The 18,459-nt window shown below is 74.6% G+C and carries 18 protein-coding genes; 12 read left to right on the top strand and 6 right to left on the bottom strand.

The window, feature by feature from the left end:
- Positions 1-13: 13 nt before the first annotated feature.
- Complete coding sequence (gene mgrA / locus AB0I11_RS08470) at positions 14-1,003, bottom strand: L-glyceraldehyde 3-phosphate reductase (RefSeq protein WP_357315443.1); 990 nt, start codon at positions 1,001-1,003, stop codon at positions 14-16.
- Between the two features lie 119 nt (positions 1,004-1,122).
- On the opposite strand from mgrA, the gene AB0I11_RS08465 reads away from it, so the two are divergent.
- The 8 genes from AB0I11_RS08465 (at position 1,123) to AB0I11_RS08430 (ending at position 9,990) form a co-directional block, all read left to right on the top strand.
- A complete protein-coding gene (locus AB0I11_RS08465; RefSeq protein WP_357315440.1) occupies positions 1,123-2,091 on the top strand; it encodes an aldo/keto reductase in 969 nt (322 codons plus the stop codon).
- Positions 2,092-2,096: 5 nt separating this feature from the next.
- Positions 2,097-2,594, top strand: a complete 498-nt coding sequence (locus AB0I11_RS08460; RefSeq protein ID WP_357315438.1) for a hemerythrin domain-containing protein — start codon at positions 2,097-2,099, stop codon at positions 2,592-2,594.
- 148 nt (positions 2,595-2,742) lie between these two features.
- Positions 2,743-3,993 carry a histidine kinase gene (locus AB0I11_RS08455; RefSeq protein ID WP_357315436.1) on the top strand — a complete coding sequence of 417 codons (1,251 nt, stop codon included), beginning with the start codon at positions 2,743-2,745 and terminating at the stop codon, positions 3,991-3,993.
- Positions 3,990-4,640 (top strand): response regulator transcription factor, encoded by a 651-nt coding sequence (locus tag AB0I11_RS08450; RefSeq protein ID WP_357315431.1) that lies wholly within the window; start codon positions 3,990-3,992, stop codon positions 4,638-4,640. Before AB0I11_RS08455 ends, AB0I11_RS08450 begins: the two co-directional genes overlap by 4 nt.
- A 76-nt stretch (positions 4,641-4,716) precedes the next feature.
- The gene (locus AB0I11_RS08445; protein ID WP_357315428.1) at positions 4,717-5,826 is read left to right on the top strand and encodes a hypothetical protein; all 1,110 of its coding nucleotides are present in this window, start codon (positions 4,717-4,719) and stop codon (positions 5,824-5,826) included.
- A gap of 41 nt (positions 5,827-5,867) precedes the next feature.
- A complete protein-coding gene (locus AB0I11_RS08440; RefSeq protein WP_357315425.1) occupies positions 5,868-7,361 on the top strand; it encodes a magnesium chelatase in 1,494 nt (497 codons plus the stop codon).
- A 2-nt stretch (positions 7,362-7,363) separates the two neighbouring features.
- Entirely contained in the window at positions 7,364-9,316 is a 1,953-nt protein-coding gene (locus AB0I11_RS08435; protein ID WP_357315422.1) for a VWA domain-containing protein, read from the top strand.
- Positions 9,317-9,513: 197 nt separating this feature from the next.
- On the top strand, positions 9,514-9,990 hold the full coding sequence (locus AB0I11_RS08430; protein WP_357315889.1) for a hypothetical protein: 477 nt from the start codon (positions 9,514-9,516) through the stop codon (positions 9,988-9,990).
- Between the two features lie 25 nt (positions 9,991-10,015).
- Here AB0I11_RS08430 and AB0I11_RS08425 read toward each other — a convergent pair whose 3' ends face one another.
- Positions 10,016-10,522: a tetratricopeptide repeat protein gene (locus AB0I11_RS08425; protein ID WP_357315419.1), complete on the bottom strand. Its 507-nt coding sequence runs from the start codon at positions 10,520-10,522 to the stop codon at positions 10,016-10,018.
- Positions 10,523-10,632: 110 nt separating this feature from the next.
- Here AB0I11_RS08425 and AB0I11_RS08420 point away from each other — a divergent pair, with 110 nt between their 5' ends.
- Positions 10,633-11,601 carry a DUF5937 family protein gene (locus AB0I11_RS08420; protein WP_357315416.1) on the top strand — a complete coding sequence of 323 codons (969 nt, stop codon included), beginning with the start codon at positions 10,633-10,635 and terminating at the stop codon, positions 11,599-11,601.
- Here AB0I11_RS08420 and AB0I11_RS08415 read toward each other — a convergent pair.
- Positions 11,598-12,644 (bottom strand): helix-turn-helix domain-containing protein, encoded by a 1,047-nt coding sequence (locus tag AB0I11_RS08415; RefSeq protein WP_357315413.1) that lies wholly within the window; start codon positions 12,642-12,644, stop codon positions 11,598-11,600. The genes AB0I11_RS08420 and AB0I11_RS08415 overlap by 4 nt on opposite strands.
- A gap of 52 nt (positions 12,645-12,696) precedes the next feature.
- Between AB0I11_RS08415 and AB0I11_RS08410 the strand changes: the two genes are divergently transcribed.
- Positions 12,697-13,995, top strand: coding sequence for an MFS transporter (locus AB0I11_RS08410; RefSeq protein WP_357315410.1), 1,299 nt, complete (start codon positions 12,697-12,699; stop codon positions 13,993-13,995).
- A gap of 4 nt (positions 13,996-13,999) precedes the next feature.
- Here the strand turns inward: AB0I11_RS08410 and AB0I11_RS08405 are convergent, their stop codons facing one another.
- Genes AB0I11_RS08405 through AB0I11_RS08395 form a run of 3 tightly spaced genes read right to left on the bottom strand, consistent with a single transcriptional unit; the run spans position 14,000 to position 15,564 of the window.
- The gene (locus AB0I11_RS08405; protein WP_357315407.1) at positions 14,000-14,710 is read right to left on the bottom strand and encodes an RICIN domain-containing protein; all 711 of its coding nucleotides are present in this window, start codon (positions 14,708-14,710) and stop codon (positions 14,000-14,002) included.
- A gap of 58 nt (positions 14,711-14,768) precedes the next feature.
- Positions 14,769-15,053 carry a DUF427 domain-containing protein gene (locus AB0I11_RS08400; RefSeq protein WP_357315403.1) on the bottom strand — a complete coding sequence of 95 codons (285 nt, stop codon included), beginning with the start codon at positions 15,051-15,053 and terminating at the stop codon, positions 14,769-14,771.
- Positions 15,054-15,093: 40 nt separating this feature from the next.
- On the bottom strand, positions 15,094-15,564 hold the full coding sequence (locus AB0I11_RS08395; protein ID WP_357315400.1) for a YbaK/EbsC family protein: 471 nt from the start codon (positions 15,562-15,564) through the stop codon (positions 15,094-15,096).
- Positions 15,565-15,657: 93 nt separating this feature from the next.
- Here AB0I11_RS08395 and AB0I11_RS08390 point away from each other — a divergent pair, with 93 nt between their 5' ends.
- Both AB0I11_RS08390 and AB0I11_RS08385 read left to right on the top strand, forming a co-directional pair.
- Positions 15,658-17,043, top strand: coding sequence for an FAD-binding oxidoreductase (locus AB0I11_RS08390; RefSeq protein ID WP_357315397.1), 1,386 nt, complete (start codon positions 15,658-15,660; stop codon positions 17,041-17,043).
- Positions 17,040-18,383, top strand: coding sequence for a class I SAM-dependent methyltransferase (locus AB0I11_RS08385; protein ID WP_357315394.1), 1,344 nt, complete (start codon positions 17,040-17,042; stop codon positions 18,381-18,383). The genes AB0I11_RS08390 and AB0I11_RS08385 overlap by 4 nt, the downstream gene beginning before the upstream one ends.
- The last annotated feature ends 76 nt before the right edge of the window (positions 18,384-18,459 follow it).

The following is an 18,459-nucleotide window of genomic DNA, read 5'->3' as shown; positions in this document are numbered from 1 at the left end:
CCGGGCAACCGGGTCAGCCCAGGTGACGGTCGATCTCGGCGAGTTCCTCGGCGGAGAGGTCGAGGTTGTCCAGGGCGGCGACGTTCCCCTCCAACTGGGCGACGCTGCTCGCCCCGATGATCAGGCTGGTCATCCGGGGGTCCCGCAGCGCCCAGACCAGCGCCAGCTGGGCCAGGCTCTGCCCGCGCCGCTCGGCGATCGTCGCCAGACCGCGGATGGTGGCCATCTTCTCCTCGGTCAGATCGCTCTCGTTGAGGAAGACGCTGGTGCGTACCCGGGAGTCCGCCGGGATGCCGCCCAGGTAGCGGTCGGTGAGCAGGCCCTGGCCGAGCGGGCTGTACGCGATGCAGCCGGCGCCGACCCGCTCCAGCGTGTCCAGCAGCCCGTCCTGCTCGGTCCAGCGGTTGAGCATCGAGTACGACGGCTGGTTGATCAGCAGCGGGGTGCCCAGGTCGCGCAGGATCGCCGCGGCCCGCTCGGTCTGCTCCGAGGTGTAGTTGGAGATGCCGACGTACAGCGCCTTGCCGGAGCGGACGGCCGCGTCCAGCGCGCCCATCGTCTCCTCCAGCGGGGTGTCCGGGTCGAACCGGTGCGAGTAGAAGACCTCGACGTAGTCCAGGCCCATCCGGCGCAGCGACTGGTCCAGCGACGAGATCAGGTACTTGCGGGAGCCCCACTCGCCGTACGGGCCGGGCCACATGAGGTAGCCCGCCTTCGTGGAGATCACCAGCTCGTCCCGGTACGGCCGCAGGTCGGTGGCGAGCATCCGGCCGAAGTTCTCCTCCGCCGAACCGGGCGGCGGGCCGTAGTTGTTGGCCAGGTCGAAGTGGGTGATGCCGAGGTCGAAGGCGCGCCGGACGATGTCCCGCTGCCGTTCGTACGGCCGGTCCGGGCCGAAGTTGTGCCACAGCCCGAGCGAGATGGCGGGCAGCCGCAAGCCGCTGCGCCCGCTGCGCCGGTAGGTCATCGCGTCGTAACGGTCGTCGGTGGCGAGGTAGGTCACGCCGTCGACCCTAGTCCCGGCCGGTCCCGGTCCGGGCCGGAGGCGGGCAGCTACCGCCCGTTCCGGCCCGGACGCCGGAACGGGCGTGCCGCCCCGCCGGCTTGGGTAGCTTCGACCCCATGCGTTTCGTCCCGCTCGACACCCCCAAGCCGATCTCCAAGATCGGCCTCGGCACCTGGCAGTTCGGTTCGCGCGAGTGGGGCTACGGCCCCGACTACGAGCGCCGGGCGACCGGGATCGTGCGGCGGGCGCTGGACCTGGGCGTCACCCTCTTCGACACCGCCGAGATCTACGGGTTCGGTCGCAGCGAGCGGATCCTCGGCGCGGCGCTGGGCGCGGAGCGGGCCACCGCCGTGGTCGCCACCAAGATCTTCCCGGTGCTGCCGGTCGCCCCCGTGGTGCAGCAACGCGCCGTCGCCTCCGCCGCCCGGCTCGGCGTGGCCGGCATCGACCTCTACCAGGTGCACCAGCCCAACCCGGTGGTCGCCGACACCACCACCATGCGCGGCATGCGCGCCCTCCAGGACGTCGGGCTGGTCGGCGAGGTCGGGGTCAGCAACTACAGCCTGCGCCGCTGGCGGTTCGCCGAAGCCGCGCTGGGCCGCCGGGTGCTCAGCAACCAGGTCCGCTACAGCATGGTCGACCGCGGCCCCGAGGAAGACCTGATCCCGTACGCGGAGCAGGCCGGGCGGATCGTCATCGCGTACAGCCCGCTCGCGCAGGGCTTCCTCTCCGGCCGCTACGACCCGAGCAACCCGCCGGGCGGGGCGGTCCGCCGGGCCAACCCGTACTTCCTGCCGGAGAACCTGGCACGCGGCACCGAACTGATCGCCACCCTGCGCGAGGTGGCCGCCGCGCACGACGCCACCCCGAGCCAGATCGCCCTGGCGTACCTGCTGCGCCACCCCAACGTGGTGGCCATCCCCGGCGCCTCCGGGGTGGAGCAGGTGGAGCGCAACGCCGCCGCCGCCGAGATCGACCTGGCCGACGACGAGTACGCCGCCCTGCGTACCGCCGCGCACGCGTTCCGGCCGGTCACCGGGCTGGCCGCCGTACCCAAGCTGATCCGCGCCCGTACCCGGAGGTGACCATCATGGACGACATCACGGCCCTGATCCTCGACGACCACGCCTCCTTCCGGCGTGGCTTCGCCCGGCTCGACGACGCCCGCGACCCCGACGAGCTGCTGGCGATCTGGGAGGCGCTCGCCCTGCACCTGGACATCCACGCCGAGGCGGAGGAGGCGATCCTCTACCCGCACCTGGTCCGGCACGGCGACGACGGCGAGGACGAGACCGCGGACGCGGTCGGCGACCACAACAAGATCCGCGACGCCATCGCCGAGTCGAAGCTGCACGAGGTCGGCTCCGACGCCTGGTGGGCGGCGGTGTGGAAGGCCCGCCGGGAGAACAGCGAGCACCTGGCCGAGGAGGAGGACGAGGCGCTGCCCGACTTCCGCCGGCACGCCGGCGTGGAGCTGCGGGCCGAGCTGGGCGCGCACTGGCTGCGGTTCTACGGCGAACACAAGAACGGCCGCAACCTGCCGTTCCGGGACAAGGACCCGGCCGCGTACGTGCGCGAGCACCGCTGAGCGCGGCGCGTCGCCGGCCCGGCGGCGCGCCGGCGGACGGCCGGCGCGCGACCGGTCCGGCCGCCGGTGACGACTGCCGCCCGGCGGGGACGCGATCTCCCCGCCGCGGGGGAGTCGGTGCAGCGCCACCGGGCGGCAGAATGAGCCGGTGACGATCCGGGCCGCGCTGGCGCCGCTGGTGCGGGCAAGCACCTGGCGGCGCGCCGTGTTCCTGCTGCTCGGCGGCGTGCTCGCGCTGCCGTACGGCCTGCTCGCGGTGGCCTTCGCCCAACTGCTCGGCGGCCCGGGGGTGCCCCGCTCGATCGGGTTCGGGCTGCTGCTGGTGGCCGCCGCGCTCGCCGCCGTGCCGATGTTCCTGGCCGGCAGCCGGGCGCTGGAGATCGCCGCCGCCCGGGCCCTGCTCGCGGTCGAGCTGCCGGAGCCCGTCCCCGGCCACCGGATGGACCGGGAAACCCGGCTGCGCGCCGCGCTCTGGATCGCCCTGCACCTGCTCACCGGCGCGATGGTGCTGTTCGCGGCGATCAGCGTCCTGCCCATGGGGCTGGTCTTCCTGGCCGGGCTCACCGGCCTGGACACCGGCGGCGTGCCCGGCGACGGCTTCGGCCCGCTCGACCCCGGCCACCCGGTCGCGGCGGGCCTGGCCGGGCTGGCGCTGCTCGTCGCGCTCGGCTACGCGGTGGCCGGGCTGGGCGGGCTCGCCGCCTCCATGGCGCCGGTGCTGCTCGGCCCGGCCCAGGCCGAGCGGATCGCCGCCCTGGAGGCCCGGACGGCCCGGCTGGCCGAGCGCAACCGGCTCGCCCGCGAGCTGCACGACTCGGTGGGGCACGCGTTGACCGTGGCGACGCTCCAGGCCGGGGCCGGCCGCGAGCTGCTCGACACCGACCCGGAGTTCAGCCGCCGGGCGCTGCGCGCCATAGAGGAGACCAGCCGCCGGGCCATGGACGACCTGGACCACGTGCTCGGGCTGCTCCGCGAGGCGGCGGACGGACGGCCGCCCACGCCCACCGCGCCGCAGGCCACCCTGGACGGACTGGACCGGCTGGTCGCCGACACCCGGGCCGCGGGCCTGGCCGTGGAGTCGCGGATCAGCGGGCCACTCGGCGGGCTGCCCGCCGTGGTGTCCCGCGAGGGATACCGGATCGTGCAGGAAGGGCTGACCAACGCGGCCCGGCACGGCCGGGGGCCGGTGCGCCTGCGGGTGGGCGTACCCGACGGGTGTCTGGAGATCGAGCTGGTCAACGCGCTGCGCGAGACCGCCGGGCCGGGTGGCGGCGGGCGTGGCCTGGACGGGATGCGGGAGCGGGTGCTGCTGCTCGGCGGGCGGCTCACCGCCGGCCGGGAGGGCGACCGCTGGCTGGTCCGGGTGAGCCTGCCGACGCCGAGGGAGGAGACCGGGTGACCATCGACGTGCTGATCGTCGACGACGACGAGCTGATCCGCGTCGGCCTGCGGGCGATCGTGGACGCCCAGCCGGACCTGCGGGTGGTCGGCGAGGCCGCGGACGGCGCCGAGGTGCCGTCGCTGGTGGCCCGGCTGCGCCCCCGGGTGGTGCTCATGGACGTCCGGATGCCGGCCATCGACGGGATCCAGGCCACCCGGCGGCTGCTGGCCGCCTCCGCCGACCCGCCCCGCGTGCTGGTGGTCACCACGTTCGCCAACGACGAGTACGTCTACGCGGCGCTCCGCGCCGGGGCCAGTGGCTTCCTGCTCAAGCGGGCCCGCCCGGCGGAGGTGGTGGAGGCGATCCGGGTGGTGGCCGCGGGGGAGTCGCTGCTCTTCCCGGCGGCGATCCGCCGGCTCGCCGGCGCGTACGGCGGCCGGGGCGGCGACGGGCTGCGCGCGGCCCGGCTCACCGAACGGGAGGGCGAGGTGCTGCGGCTGATGGCCGCCGGGCTCTCCAACCCGGAGATCGCCGACCGCCTGGTCGTCGGCGTGGAGACGGTCAAGACCCACGTCGGCAACGTGCTGGCCAAGCTCGGGGTGCGCGACCGGACCCAGGCGGTGATCGCCGCGTACGAGTCCGGCTTCGTGGTCCCGACCGGCTGACCGGTCCCTCCCGCGAGGGAGGCGGTCCACCCCGGCGCGGGAGGGATCCGGGACCCGACCGGCCGAGGCTGAAGGCATGACGACAACGACCGATGCCCCACCCAGCCGGTCCACCCGGACCCGGCTCGACCTGGCCGCCCCGCTCGCCGCCGCCTGGCTCGGCGGCTGGGGCGTGCTCGCCCTGCTCTGCACCCTGACCGGCGCCGGCTACCCGTTCGGCGCCAACGACCCGCGCGGCAGCGACGTCAGCCTGCTCCGGCTGGTGCCGGTGGACGTCGGCGCCCCGCTCTTCGCCGGGCTGCTGCTGCTCGCGGCCGTCGCGGCCCTGGCCATGAGCGGCCCGGCGCCGGTACGCCGGCCCGGCCTGCCCCGCGCGCTGCTGCTCGGCTACGGCTGGACGGTCGCGTTCGCGCTGGCCGTGGTCGTCCCCGACGCCCGGGTGCTGATCGTGCTCGGCTACCTGCCGATCCTGCTCATCGGCGCGCCGTTCGGCTGGCCGCCGGTCGACTACGGGCAGATCTTCGACTGGCCGCTGGCCGCCCGCTGCGCGGCCCTGATCGGGGGCGTCCTGCTGGCCGGGGCGCTGCTGCTCTGGCAGCGCCGGACCGTCGGCGCCTGCCCGGCCTGCGGCCGGGACGACCACGAGCGCGGCTGGACCACGCCCGCCGCGGCGGCCCGCTGGGGGCGCTGGGCCGCGTACACCGCCGCCGCCATCCCGGTCGCCTACGCGCTCACCCGGTTCGCCTGGGCGGCCGGCATCCCGCTGGGCATCTCCCGGGGCTTCCTCGCCGAGATGCGGGAGACCGGACTGGTCTGGGCCGGGGCGGGGCTGGGCGGGTTCGCCACCGTCGGGGCGATCCTCACCCTCGGGCTGGTCCGCCCCTGGGGCGAGCGGTTCCCCCGCTGGCTGCCGGGGCTGGCCGGTCGGCGGGTACCGATCAACCTGGCGGTCGTCCCCGCGACGCTGGTGGCGCTGTCGGTGACGGCGGCCACCCTGGGCCTGATGAGCAACCCCGAGTTCTGGCACCTGGCCGGCGGGTTCAGTCTGACCTCCGCGCCGATGCTGCTCTGGCCGCTGTGGGGCGTCGCGCTCGGCGCGGCCACCCTGGCATACCACCTGCGGCGGCGGGGCGGCTGCGCCCGCTGCCGGCGGCCCCGGCCGGGCCCGGCCGGGCGGCAGCGCTGAAGACGGGCGGATGGTCACCCGGCCGCGCTAGCGTTGGCCGGGTGACCGCTCCCAACCAGGTTCCCCCGGTCCCGCCCGCCGACCTGCCGGGCACGCTCGGCGCGCTGCGGGCGACCGGCCATCAGTACCGCACGGTCAAGCAGGAGATCCGCGACAACCTCCTCGCCCGGATGCGCTCCGGTGAGGAACGCTTCCCCGGCATCGTGGGCTACCAGGACACGGTGCTGCCCGAGGTCGAGCGGGCCCTGCTCGCCGGCCACGACATGGTGCTGCTCGGTGAGCGCGGCCAGGGCAAGACCCGGCTGATCCGCTCGCTGGGCGCGCTGCTCGACGAGTGGACCCCGGTGCTGCCCGGCTCGGTGCTCAACGAGCACCCGATGCACCCGCTCACCCCGGCCTCCCGGGCGCTGGTCGCCGAGCACGGCGACGACCTGCCGATCGGCTGGCTGCACCGCTCCCTGCGGTACGGCGAGAAGCTCGCCACCCCGGACACCAGCGTCGGCGACCTGATCGGTGACGTCGACCCGATCCGGCTCGCCCAGGGGCGCAGTCTCGGCGACCCGGAGACCATCCACTTCGGACTCGTACCCCGTACCAACCGGGGCGTCTTCGCCGTCAACGAGCTGCCCGACCTGGCCGAACGGATCCAGGTGGCGCTGCTCAACGTGCTGGAGGAGCGGGACATCCAGGTCCGCGGCTACCAGCTGCGGCTGCCGCTGGACCTGCTCCTGGTGGCCAGCGCCAACCCGGAGGACTACACCAACCGGGGCCGGATCATCACCCCGCTCAAGGACCGCTTCGGCGCGGAGATCCGCACCCACTACCCGGTCGACCTCGACCTGGAGCTGGCGTTGATCCGGCAGGAGGCCGACCTGGTCGCCACCGTCCCGGAGCACGTGCTGGAGGTGCTGGCCCGGTTCGCCCGGGCGGTCCGGGAATCACCGTCGGTGGACCCGCGCTCCGGTGTCTCCGCCCGGTTCGCCATCGCCGCCGCCGAGACCGTCGCGGCCGCCGCGCTGCGCCGCTCCGGCCTGCTCGCCGCCGAGTCGGGGCAGGCCGGCCGACCCGGCGCGACCGGAGACGTCGACCGGGGGCCGGTCCGGTCGCCGGAGGCCCCGGTGGCCCGGGTGGGCGACGCCGTCTCGGTGACCTCCACCCTGCGCGGCAAGGTCGAGTTCGAGAGCGGCGAGGAGGGGCGGGAGATCGAGGTCCTGGCCCACCTGCTGCGCACCGCCACCGCCGAGACGTTCCGGGCCCGGCTGGCCGGGCTGGACCTGTCCGGGTTCACCGCGCTGGTCGCCGAGGGCGGCATCATCGAGACCGGCGAGCTGGTCTCCTCCGCCGAACTGCTGCGCCAGGTCGGCACCGTGCCCGGGCTGGCCAAGGCGCTCGACCGGCTCGGCCTCGGCGACGCGCCCACCCCGGAGGAGGCCGCCGCCGGCGTGGAGTTCGTCCTCGAAGGGCTGCACCTGACCCGCCGGCTGGGCAAGGACGTCACCGAGTCCGGTCGCACCGTCTACGGCGGCCGGGGCTGACCGTGGCCGGCAACCGGTTCCGGTACGGGCAGTGGCGCGGCGGACCCGACCCGCTCGCCCCGCCGTACGACGTGCGGGCCGCCGTCGACGCGGTCGGCTCCGAGGTGCTCGCCGGCGGCAGCCTGCGCGAGGCGCTGCGCGACCTGCTGCGCCGCGGCCCGCAGGGTCGGGGCGGCCTGGACGACCTCGCCGCCCGGGCCCGCCGGCTGCGCCGCGACGCGCTGCGCCGCGGCGACCTGGACGGCGCGGTGACCCGGGCTCGCGCCCTGCTCGACCAGGCGCTCGCCGCCGAACGGGAGGAGCTGCGCGGCCGGGACGGCGACGACGCCCGCTTCGCCGAGGCCGTGCTGGACAACCTGCCCCGCTCCACCGCCCGGGCGGTGGAGGAGCTCTCCGGGTACGACTGGGCCAGCGCCGAGGCACGGCAGACCTACCAGCGGATCCTCGACGGGCTGCGCGGCGAGGTGCTGGAGCAGCGCTTCGCCGGGCTGCGCGACGCGGCGCGGGCCGCCGCCGACCCGGCCGCCCAGCGGCAGCTCGCCGAGATGATGCGCGACCTGAACGACCTGCTCGACCGCCACGCCCGCGCCGAGGACACCACCGACGCGTTCGCCGAGTTCATGCGCCGGCACGGCGAGTTCTTCCCGGAGCGGCCCCGGGACGTCGATGAGCTGGTCGACGTGCTGGCCCGGCGGGCGGCGGCCGGCGAACGGCTGATGCGGTCGCTGTCGGACCGGCAGCGCGAGGAACTGGCCGGGTTGATGCGCCAGTCCCTCGGCGACCAGCTCGCCGGGGAGCTGTCGCAGCTCGACGGGCACCTGCGGGCGCTGCGCCCCGACCTGAACTGGCAGCGCGGCGAGCGGGTCCGGGGCGACCAGCCGCTCGGCTACGGCGAGGCGACCGGCGCGCTCGGTGAGATCGCCGAGCTGGACGAGCTGCTGGACGCCCTCGACCAGGAACACCCGGGCGCCACCCTGGACGACGTCGACGTCGACGCGGTGGCCCGGACGCTCGGGCGGGACGCCGCCGACGACGTACGCCGGCTGCGCGAGCTGGAACAGGAGCTGCGCCGCCAGGGCTGGGTCACCCGTGACGCGGACGGGCTGACCCTCAGCCCGAAGGCGCTGCGCCGGCTCGCCGGCACCGCCCTGCGGCGGGTCTTCGCCGACCTCACCGCCGGCCCGCGCGGCCAGCACGACCTGCGCTCCGCCGGGGCGGCCGGCGAGGTCAGCGGCGCCTCGCGGCAATGGGAGTTCGGCGACGAGCAACCGCTCGACGTGGTGCGTACCCTCACCCGGGCGGTACGCCGGGCCGGGCCCACGGTGCCGGTGCAGCTCGCCGTCGAGGACTTCGAGGTGGTCGAGACCGAACGGCGGGCCTCGGCGGCGGTGGCGCTCTGCGTCGACCTGTCGTACTCGATGATCTCCCAGGGGCGCTGGGGGCCGATGAAGCAGACCGCGCTGGCGCTGTCGCACCTGGTGGCCACCCGCTTCCCGCAGGACGCGTTGCAGATCATCGGCTTCGGCCGGCAGGCACTGCCGCTCACCCAGCAGGAGCTGGCCGCGGTCGAACCGGACCTGGAGCAGGGCACCAACCTCCAGCACGCGCTGCGGCTGGCGGCGCGGCACCTGCGCCGCCACCCGGGTGCCGAGCCGGTGGTGCTGGTGGTCACCGACGGCGAGCCGACCGCGCACCTCGACCCGGACGACGGCGAGGCGTACTTCCACTGGCCGCCGCTGCCCGAGACCATCGAGGCGACCATCCGCGAGGTGGACAACCTGACCCGGTACGGGGCCACGCTCAACCTGTTCATGCTCGGCGACGATCCGGGGCTGCGCCGGTTCGTGGACGCCGTCGCCCGGCGGTCCAAGGGGCGGATGTTCACCCCGGACCTCGACGATCTCGGCGAGTACGTGGTGAGCGACTACCTGCGGGCCCGGCACGGCCGCCGCTGAGCCGCCGTCCGCCGGCGCCCGTGGGGGTGGGTGATCCACTCCGGTTGCGGCATGTCGTGGTGTCGATGGCTCTTGAGGGGCCGCTCTGCCGCAGACAGCCGAAACGCCGGCCTCCCGGGCAACCCGTCCGGGTGAACGGGGCCGGTTAGCCGCGGTGCGGTCGCCGGTGCCGGGGGTTGGATCGGGATATGGACCAGGTGGACGCCGCAGCGCTGCGGCGGGCGTATGAGTCGGTGCTCGCGGAGGTGGACACGGGTGGCTTCGGTCCGCCCGAGGACGGGGAGCTCAGCGCCGACCAGATCGTGGCGCACCTGGCCGCCAACGACGAGCTGATGAGCGAGGCGACGGAGGCGGTGCTGGCCGGCTCCCCGTTCGCCTACTACGACCTGGAGACGATCCACCGGCCGCAGCTGGACGCCCTGGTCGCCGAGTGCGGCGGGCTGGACGGGCTGGCCGCCCTGCTCCGGGCGACCAGCCAGAAGCTGTGCACGCTGGCGGACCGGCTGGGTCCGGCGGCCGAGACGTCGGTCGACACCGTCCTGCGGGAGGGCTTCGACCTCGACGTGGACGAGTCGCTGCCCTGGGGTCGGGTGCTGGACCTGCACATCCGCGTCCACCTGCCCATGCACCTGGCCCAGCTTCGCGCCCTGCGCCGCCAGCCGCACCTCGCCTGAGCGCAGGCACTGACTGGTCGACGAGTCAGTCGGGCTCGACCAGTAGCCGGGCGTAGTTGGCCATCGACCGCTGATAGCGCGGCAGGTGCTTGGCGAGCGCCCCGACGGCGATCGACACGGCCTCCCGCTCCCGGCCGACGCTGGTGAGAGCCAGTGCGAGCGACGCGCTGACCGCGTCGTCGAGCTCGTCGGAGCCACGCTCGCGCTCCTCGGTCAGCAGCCGGACGCTTTCCCCGGGGTGTCCGGTGTTCCGCAGCGAGCTGGACATCTGGATCACCGAGCGCCGCCGGCGGATGCCGTCGATGCCCAGCTCCAGCGCGGTGCGGTAGAGCGGAACCGCCTTGTCCGAGTGACCGGTCGAGTCCCAGGCGCAGGCCCGCTCGAACGCCGCCACCGGATGATCCGGTCCCAGTTCGTCGGCGAGGGCGCCAACCCGCTGGCGGAAGTCGGCTTCGTCCCAGTCGTCGGGCGCCGCGTCGAAGGCCGCCCACAGCTCCGCGCTGCGCTGCTCCCAGTCGGCGTTCGGGTTCATCGTTCTCCTCATGATCGTCGGGACATCCGGGAGAACTCTGCGAGCGTCGGTATCGTGGTCGCCAGTGATTCGGCACAAGCCGAATCTCTACCGGTCGGGGAGGTGGCGCGATGGCGGTCACGCTGCGGTTCAGCCCTGCCGACCTGCTGCGCTGCCGCTTCGCCAGCTCACCGATGCTCGAGACGCTGTCCGCGGTGCGCCTGCTCTCTCCGCGGGAAGGCGTCGGCCCGCACCGCCGCTGGCTCGACACGGTCGGCACGCGGGACCTCGACCTGCGGCCGATCGCCCTGCTCCAGCCGCGTCGCGGCTACACCCCCGATTTCCTCTCGCCGCCTCCGGTCAGTCCGCATGCCCGGTTCGAGGACGAAGTCGCGGCCGTGGCGGCCACTGACCACGATCGGGTACGCGCGGAGCTGCGACGGTCGCTGGCGGACACGCCGGGGGCGGCCGAGTCGGCGACCGGCCGGCTGCTGCTGGGCGACCCGGCCGTTGTTCTCCAGACGCTGGTCTCACTCGTGCGGCAGGCGTGGGAGGTCCTGGTCGAACCGGTCTGGCCGCAGGTACGCGGGCTGCTTGACGCCGATGTGGGTTTCCAGACCCGGCGTCTCGCCGAAGGCGGCCTGGACCGGTTGTTCGCCGAGTTGCATCCCCGTCTGCGCTGGAACAACGGCGTGCTGACCCGCGATTACGGCGACGACGAGCATCGCGATCTGCGGGGCGAGGGGCTCATCCTGGTGCCCAGCGCGTTCAAGTGGGATCAGGTCGTCGTCATCGTGGACCCGCCGTGGCAGCCCACAGTGATCTACCCGGCGCGCGGGCTCGGCACGCTCTGGCAGCCCCTTGCCGCCGATCGGCACGCGGCTCTGGGGCGGTTGATCGGCAGGACCCGGGCCGTGCTGCTGCTCAGCCTCGACGAGCCGGCCAGCACGACGACGCTGGCCCACCGTCACGCGCTGGCCACCGGGACGGTCTCCGAGCATCTGTCGGTGCTGCGCGACGCCGGCTTCGTCACCGGGGAACGACACCGGCACGAGATCCGCTACCGGCGTACGCCCGTCGGCGAAGCCGTGCTCGGCTAGGGCGAGTCGACCACAACCGATCCTCCGGCGGTTTCGCCGCCAGTCGTCCAGGCAGGGTGCGGCGGCCGCCGGAAGGTGCGGCGGTAGGTGGTCGGGGCGACGCCGACCCGGGAGTGGAAGTGCTGGCGCAGGGCGGCGGTGGTGCCGAAGCCGGCGTGCCGGGCGACCCGGTCGACGGGCAGGTCGGTGGTCTCCAGCAGCAGCCGGGCGTGCTCGGTGCGCTGGTGCAGCAGCCACTGCGCCGGGCTGAGCCCGGTCTCCGAGCGGAAGCGCCGGGTGAAGGTCCGTACGCTCATCCGGGCGTGCCCGGCCAGGTCGCGCAGGGCGATCGGCTCGTGCAGCCGCTGCCGCGCCCACTCCCGGGTGGCCGCGGTGCCGGCCTCCGCCGCCCGGGGCACCGGGCGCTCGATGTACTGGGCCTGGCCGCCTTCCCGCCAGGGCGGCACGACGCAGCGGCGGGCGGTCCGGTTGGCCACCTCGCTGCCGTGGTCGGTGCGGATGACGTGCAGGCAGAGGTCGATGCCGGCGGCGACCCCGGCGGAGGTGAGGATCCCGCCGGAGTCGAGGAAGAGCACCTCGGGGTCGAGGTCCACGGCGGGGTGCAGCCGGCGGAACCGGTCCGCGTACGCCCAGTGGGTGGTGGCCCGGCGGCCGGCGAGCAGGCCGGCGGCGGCGAGCACGAACGCGCCGGTGCAGATCGACATGATCCGGGCGCCGCGGGCGTGGGCGGCCCGCAGCGCCGCTGCCACGTCCGGCTCCAGCGTGCCGGCGGTGATCGGCGCGCCCTCGTGGATGCCGGGGACGATCACGGTGTCGGCCCGTTCCAGCAGCTCGAGGCCGTGCTCGGGGAGCACCTGGAAGCCGGCGGTGCTGCGGACGGGTCGCCGGCCGGGGGTGCAGACCTCGACGGCGTAGAGCGGGGTCAGGTCGGCGGTGCGGGCGGTGCCGAAGACCTGGGCGGGGGTGCCGAGGTCGAGGCCGACCACCCCGTCGAGGGCGAGGACGGCGATCCGGTGCGGGGTCATGGCCCGATTATTGCGCATGATGGCTTTCCGGCCACTCGTCGGGCCGCCCGGCGCCGCCGAGACTCGGAGCGTGACCCGACACCGTCTGCATCCGGCCTGGCTCGTGGCCGGCGTCTCCTTCGTCGCGCTGGTCGGCGCGGCCGGCTTCCGCGCCACGCCCGGGGTGCTGCTGCACCCGCTGCACGCCGAGTTCGGCTGGCCGCTGGCGACCATCTCCGCCGCCGTCTCGGTCAACCTGATGCTCTACGGGCTCACCGCCCCGTTCGCCGCCGCGCTGATGGACCGCTTCGGCATCCGCCGGGTGGTGGCCGGCGCGCTGGTGCTCGTCGCCCTCGGCAGCGGGCTGACCGTGCTGATGAGCGCCAGCTGGCAGCTGATCCTCTGCTGGGGCGTACTGGTGGGTCTGGGCACCGGTTCGATGGCGCTGGCCTTCGTGGCCACCGTCACCGGCCGGTGGTTCGTCGCGCGGCGGGGCCTGGTCACCGGCGTGCTCACCGCCGGCGGCGCGGCCGGGCAACTGGTCTTCCTCCCGCTGGTCGCGGTGCTGGTCCGCGACCACGGCTGGCGGCTGGCCGCGCTGGTCGTCGCCGGGGCCGCGCTGGCGGTCGTACCCCTGGTGGGGTGGCTGCTCCGGGAGCACCCGGCGGATCTCGGCCTGCCCGCCTACGGGGCCACCGAGGTGGTCGCGCCGGCGCCGCCGGCCGGCGGGGCGGCGGCCCGGGCGGTCGGTGCGCTGGCCGCCGCCGCGCGGACCCGGCCGTTCTGGCTGCTCGCCGGCGGCTTCGCGATCTGCGGCGCGACCACCAACGGCCTGGTCGGCACCCATTTCGTGCCGGCCGCGCACGACCACGGCATGGCGGAGACGTCCGCGGCCGGCCTGCTCGCCCTGGTCGGGCTCTTCGACATCGTCGGTACGGTGGCCTCCGGCTGGCTCACCGACCGGGTGGACAGCCGGCTGCTGCTGGGCGCCTACTACGCGCTGCGCGGCGCGTCGCTGCTGGTGCTGCCGAGCCTCTTCGCCGGCGGTACCCGGCCGAGCATGCTGGTCTTCATCGTCTTCTACGGCCTGGACTGGGTGGCCACCGTGCCGCCGACCGTGGCGCTGTGCCGGGAGTGGTTCGGGTCCTCCGGTGCGGTGGTCTTCGGCTGGGTGTTCGCCGCCCACCAGGTCGGCGCGGCCGTCGCGGCGACCGGCGCCGGTCTGGTCCGCGACCACCTCGGCGACTACGCCGCGGCCTGGTACGCGGCCGGCGCGCTCTCGATCGGGGCGGCCGGGCTCTCCCTGTTGCTGCGGCGCCGCCCCGACCAGGAGCCCGCGTTCGTGCTGCCGGTCGTGGCCGGCCGGCGGGCCTGGAGCTACCGCGGCTGACCGGTCAGCCGACCGCCCACCGCTGCTCGGCCGCGCCGGTGCAGGGGACCTGTACCAGCGCGGCGCCGGGCTGCGGGTTGCCCCCCTCGGCCTGCGCGCACTTGCCGCTGTGCACGGCGACCAGCAGCACGGTGCCGTCCCCGGCGGGGTGCAGCCGCCACTGCTGGTTGCCCTGCCCGTGGCAGGGGTACTGCTGGAGCTTAGCGCCGTCCCCGGTGCTGGCTCCCTCGACGTCGAGGCACTGGTGGTAGGCGGCCACGGTGAGCGCCACCGCGTCGGGGCCGAGCTGGCTGGCCACCCACTGCTGCTCCGGCCCGCCGGTGCAGGGGGCGAGCCGCGCCTTCGCCTGCTGCTGGTCGCTCTCCAGCCCGAGGCAGAGCCCGGACGGCACCGAGCGGAACACCTTCGGCCCGTTCGCCGGGGCCGCGGTGGTCGGCGCGGCGGTCGACGGCGACGCGGCCGGCGTGGTGGGGGCGGCCGCCGTGGTGGGCGGGTTCTCGCTCGCCGCCGCGGTGGGCACGGCCGCCGCGGGCACCACCGGCCGCGCGCCGCCACCGCCGCCGAGCACGCCGCTGGCGAAGAACACTCCCAGGAGTACGCCGACCACCGCCACGCCCAGCGCGACCCGCATCAGCGGGTCCTGCGGCAGGCCGGGCCGGCCGGTACGGCGGGCGCCGTAGACGGTGCCGGGCGGGTCGGTGCGCGGGTCGGCCATGAGGGCATCCTGACCCACCGCGACGGTCGATGGCCAGTCGCCGGGCCCCGGGGGTGATTCAGTCGACCACCCGGACGTCCTTCCAGAACGCCACCCGGTCACGGACCAGTTCCGCCTCCGGCTTCGGGTCCGGGTAGTACCAGACCGCGTCGTCACTGGTCCGCCCCGCGTGCTCCAGGCTGTAGTAGGAGGCGGTGCCCTTCCACGGGCAGACCGTGTGGGTGGCGGAGTCGCGGATCACGTCGTTCCGCAGCGCCGTGCGGGGGAAGTAGTGGTTGCCCTCGACCAGCACGGTGTCGTCACTTTCCGCGATGATCAGGTCGTTCCAGACGGCTTTCGGCATGGCACCACGCTATGCCCGACGGCGGGCCGGCGACCACCGGTCAGCGTTCGGGTTCCGGGTCGGTGACGTCGGCCACGGTCGCGCCGAGGGCGGCGAGGGCGGCGTCCGCGTCGATCGCCACGGCGGTCCCGGGCTCGCCCGCACCGAGGGTGATCTCCCGGCCGCGCAGCCGCTCGTCGGCGATCACCGGCCAGGCGGTGGTCGCGCCGAACGGGGTGATGGTGCCGCGCTCGTAGCCGGTGGCCGCCTTCGCCGCGGCCGCGTCCGGCATCGACAGCCGGCTCACCCCGAGCAGGGCGCGCAGCTTGGGCCAGGAGATGACCCGGTCGCCGGGGGTGAGCACGAACAGGTGGTCGTCCGCGCCGCGGCGCACCACGATGGTCTTGACCACGTCCGGCACCGGGACGCCGCGCGCCTGGGCCGCCTCGGCGAGGCTGCCGACCGGGCCGTGCCGGATCACCCGGTACGGCAGGCCGGCGGCGTCCAGGGCGGCGAGAGCGGGGGACGGCATGGTCGCCACGGTAGCCCGCCAGCCGTTCAGCTGACCCGGAACCGCCACTGTGGTCATCCCACGAATTGTCGTACCCGGGCGTAAGGTGATCTCATGCACGCTGTCCGTGATCATGAGCGGGCGGTGGACACGCTGCGGCGCTCGTACGCCGCGGTGCCCGCCGGGGAGCCCGTACGGCTGGCCAAACGCACCTCCAACCTGTTCCGACCGAGATCCGCGCCGCGGGTGCCCGGGCTGGACGTCAGCGGCCTGACCGGGGTGCTCTCGGTCGACCCGGCCGGCCGGACCGCCGACGTGCAGGGCATGTGCACGTACGAGGACCTGGTCGACGCGACCCTGGCCCACGACCTGATGCCGCTGGTGGTGCCGCAGCTGCGCACCATCACCCTGGGCGGCGCGGTGACCGGGCTGGGCATCGAGTCCACCTCGTTCCGCAACGGCCTGCCCCACGAGTCCGTGTCCGAGCTGGACATCCTCACCGGGACCGGGGAGATCGTCACCGCCCGGCCGGTGGGCGAGCACGCCGAGCTGTTCCGGGCCTTCCCCAATTCGCTGGGCAGCCTCGGTTACGCCACCCGGCTGCGCATCGAACTCCAGCCGGTGCGCCGGTACGTGGCGCTGCGCAACATCCGGTTCAGCCGGCTGGAGGAGTTGACCGACGCGATCGCCGAGGTGGTCGCCAAGGGCTCCTGGGAGGGCGACCCGGTCGACGCCATGGACGGGGTGGTGTTCAGCCCCGGCGAGGCGTACCTGGTGCTCGGCACCTTCACCGACGACGCGACCGGCCCGCCCAGCGACTACACCGGCCAGGACATCTACTACCGCTCGCTGCGCCGGCGCACCCGGGACGTGCTCACCGCGTACGACTACATCTGGCGGTGGGACACCGACTGGTTCTGGTGCTCGGCGGCGTTCGGGGTGCAGCACCCGGTGGTCCGCCGGCTCTGGCCGCAGCGCTACCGGCGCAGCGACTTCTACCACCGGCTGGTCCGCCTGGAGCACCGGCACCAGGTAACTGCCCGGATCGACCGCTGGCGGGGCCGCCCGGCCCGCGAGCGGGTGGTGCAGGACGTCGAGATCCCGCTCGACGGCACCGCGGAGTTCCTGCGCTGGTTCGCCCAGAACGTGCGGATGACCCCGGTCTGGCTCTGCCCCCTGCGGCTGCGCGAGCCGGCCGGGCCCGGATCCGCCCGGGCGTGGCCGCTGTATCCCCTCCAGCCGGGCGAAACCTATGTGAACATCGGCTTCTGGGGGAGCGTGCCGATCGCCGAGGGCGCCGCCGACGGCGACGTCAACCGGGAGATCGAGCACGCGGTGTCGGAGGCGGGCGGGCACAAGTCGCTCTACTCCGACGCGTACTACGACCGGGAGGCGTTCGACCGGCTCTACGGCGGGGAGACCTGGCGCGCCGTGAAGGACCGCTACGACCCGGACCACCGGCTGACCGGACTGTACGAGAAGGCGGTAGCACGACAATGAGTCTGATCGATCGAGAGAAGGGCGCGGCGGGCGTCCCGGCGACTCCTCCGGCGGGGGGCCGGCGCGGCGGACCGACCGTGGCCGACGTGGTCCGGGCGGTCACCACGGGCGACCTGCCCATCCGCATCACCGGGTACGACGGCAGCGCGGCCGGCCCGGCCGACGCCGGGATCACCCTGGCGATCCACTCCGAGCGGGGGCTGTCGTACCTGCTCACCGCCCCCGGCGACCTGGGCATGGCCCGGGCGTACGTGAGCGGCGACCTGGGCCTGGAGGGCGTCCATCCGGGCGACCCGTACGAGGCGTTCACCGTGCTCAAGGACGAGCTGCAACTGCGCCTGCCGTCGGTGGGCGAGGCGCTCTCCCTGGTCCGCGGGCTGGGCTGGGAGCGGCTGTTGCCGCCGCCGCCCCCGCCGCAGGAGTCCGCGCCGCGCTGGAAGCGGGTGCTGAACGGGCTGCGCCACTCGCGTACCCGGGACAGCAGCGCGATCTCGCACCACTACGACGTGTCGAACGCCTTCTACGAGAAGGTGCTCGGCCCGTCGATGACGTACACCTGTGCGGTCTTCCGCAGCCCGGAGGACACCCTGGAGGAGGCGCAGCGGGCCAAGTACGACCTGGTCGCCGGCAAGCTGGCGCTCAAGCCGGGGATGCGGCTGCTCGACGTCGGCTGCGGCTGGGGCGGCATGGTCCGGCACGCGGCCCGCGAGTACGGCGTCAAGGCGCTCGGCGTGACCCTGTCCAGGGCGCAGGCCGAGTGGGCGCAGGCGGCCATCGAGCGGGAGGGTCTCGGTGAGCTGGCCGAGGTGCGCCACCTGGACTACCGGGACGCCCCGCCTGAGCAGTTCGACGCCATCTCCTCGATCGGGCTGACCGAGCACATCGGGGTGCGCAACTACCCGGCCTACTTCGGCGCGCTGCGCAGCCGGCTCAAGCCCGGCGGGCGGCTGATGAACCACTGCATCACCCGGGCCAACAACCGTGCCCCGCACCGCTCGGGCGCGTTCATCGACCGGTACGTCTTCCCGGACGGCGAACTGGCCGGGCCGGGCCGGCTGATCAGCGAGATCCACGACGCCGGGCTGGAGGTGCACCACGAGGAGAACCTGCGCCAGCACTACGCGCTGACCCTGGCCGGCTGGTGCCGGAACCTGGTCGAGCACTGGGACTTCTGCGTGGACGAGGTGGGGCCGGGCACCGCCCGGGTGTGGGGGCTCTACATGGCCGGCTCCCGATTGGCCTTCGAGCGCAACGACATCCAGCTGCACCAGGTCGTCGCCACGCACAACGGGCCGCAGGCGGTCAACGGCTATCCGCTGCGCCCGGACTGGACGCCCTGACCCGCTGACCGACGACGAGAGGCCGCGCGTTCCGCGCGGCCTCTCGTCGAACCTATTGACAAAGAAGTTTTGTACG

Source organism: Micromonospora sp. NPDC050495, assembly GCF_040655175.1.
Lineage (GTDB): Bacteria > Actinomycetota > Actinomycetes > Mycobacteriales > Micromonosporaceae > Micromonospora.
The sequence above is the reverse complement of the archived record's forward strand: the minus strand, read 5'-3'. Positions and strand labels throughout refer to the sequence as shown.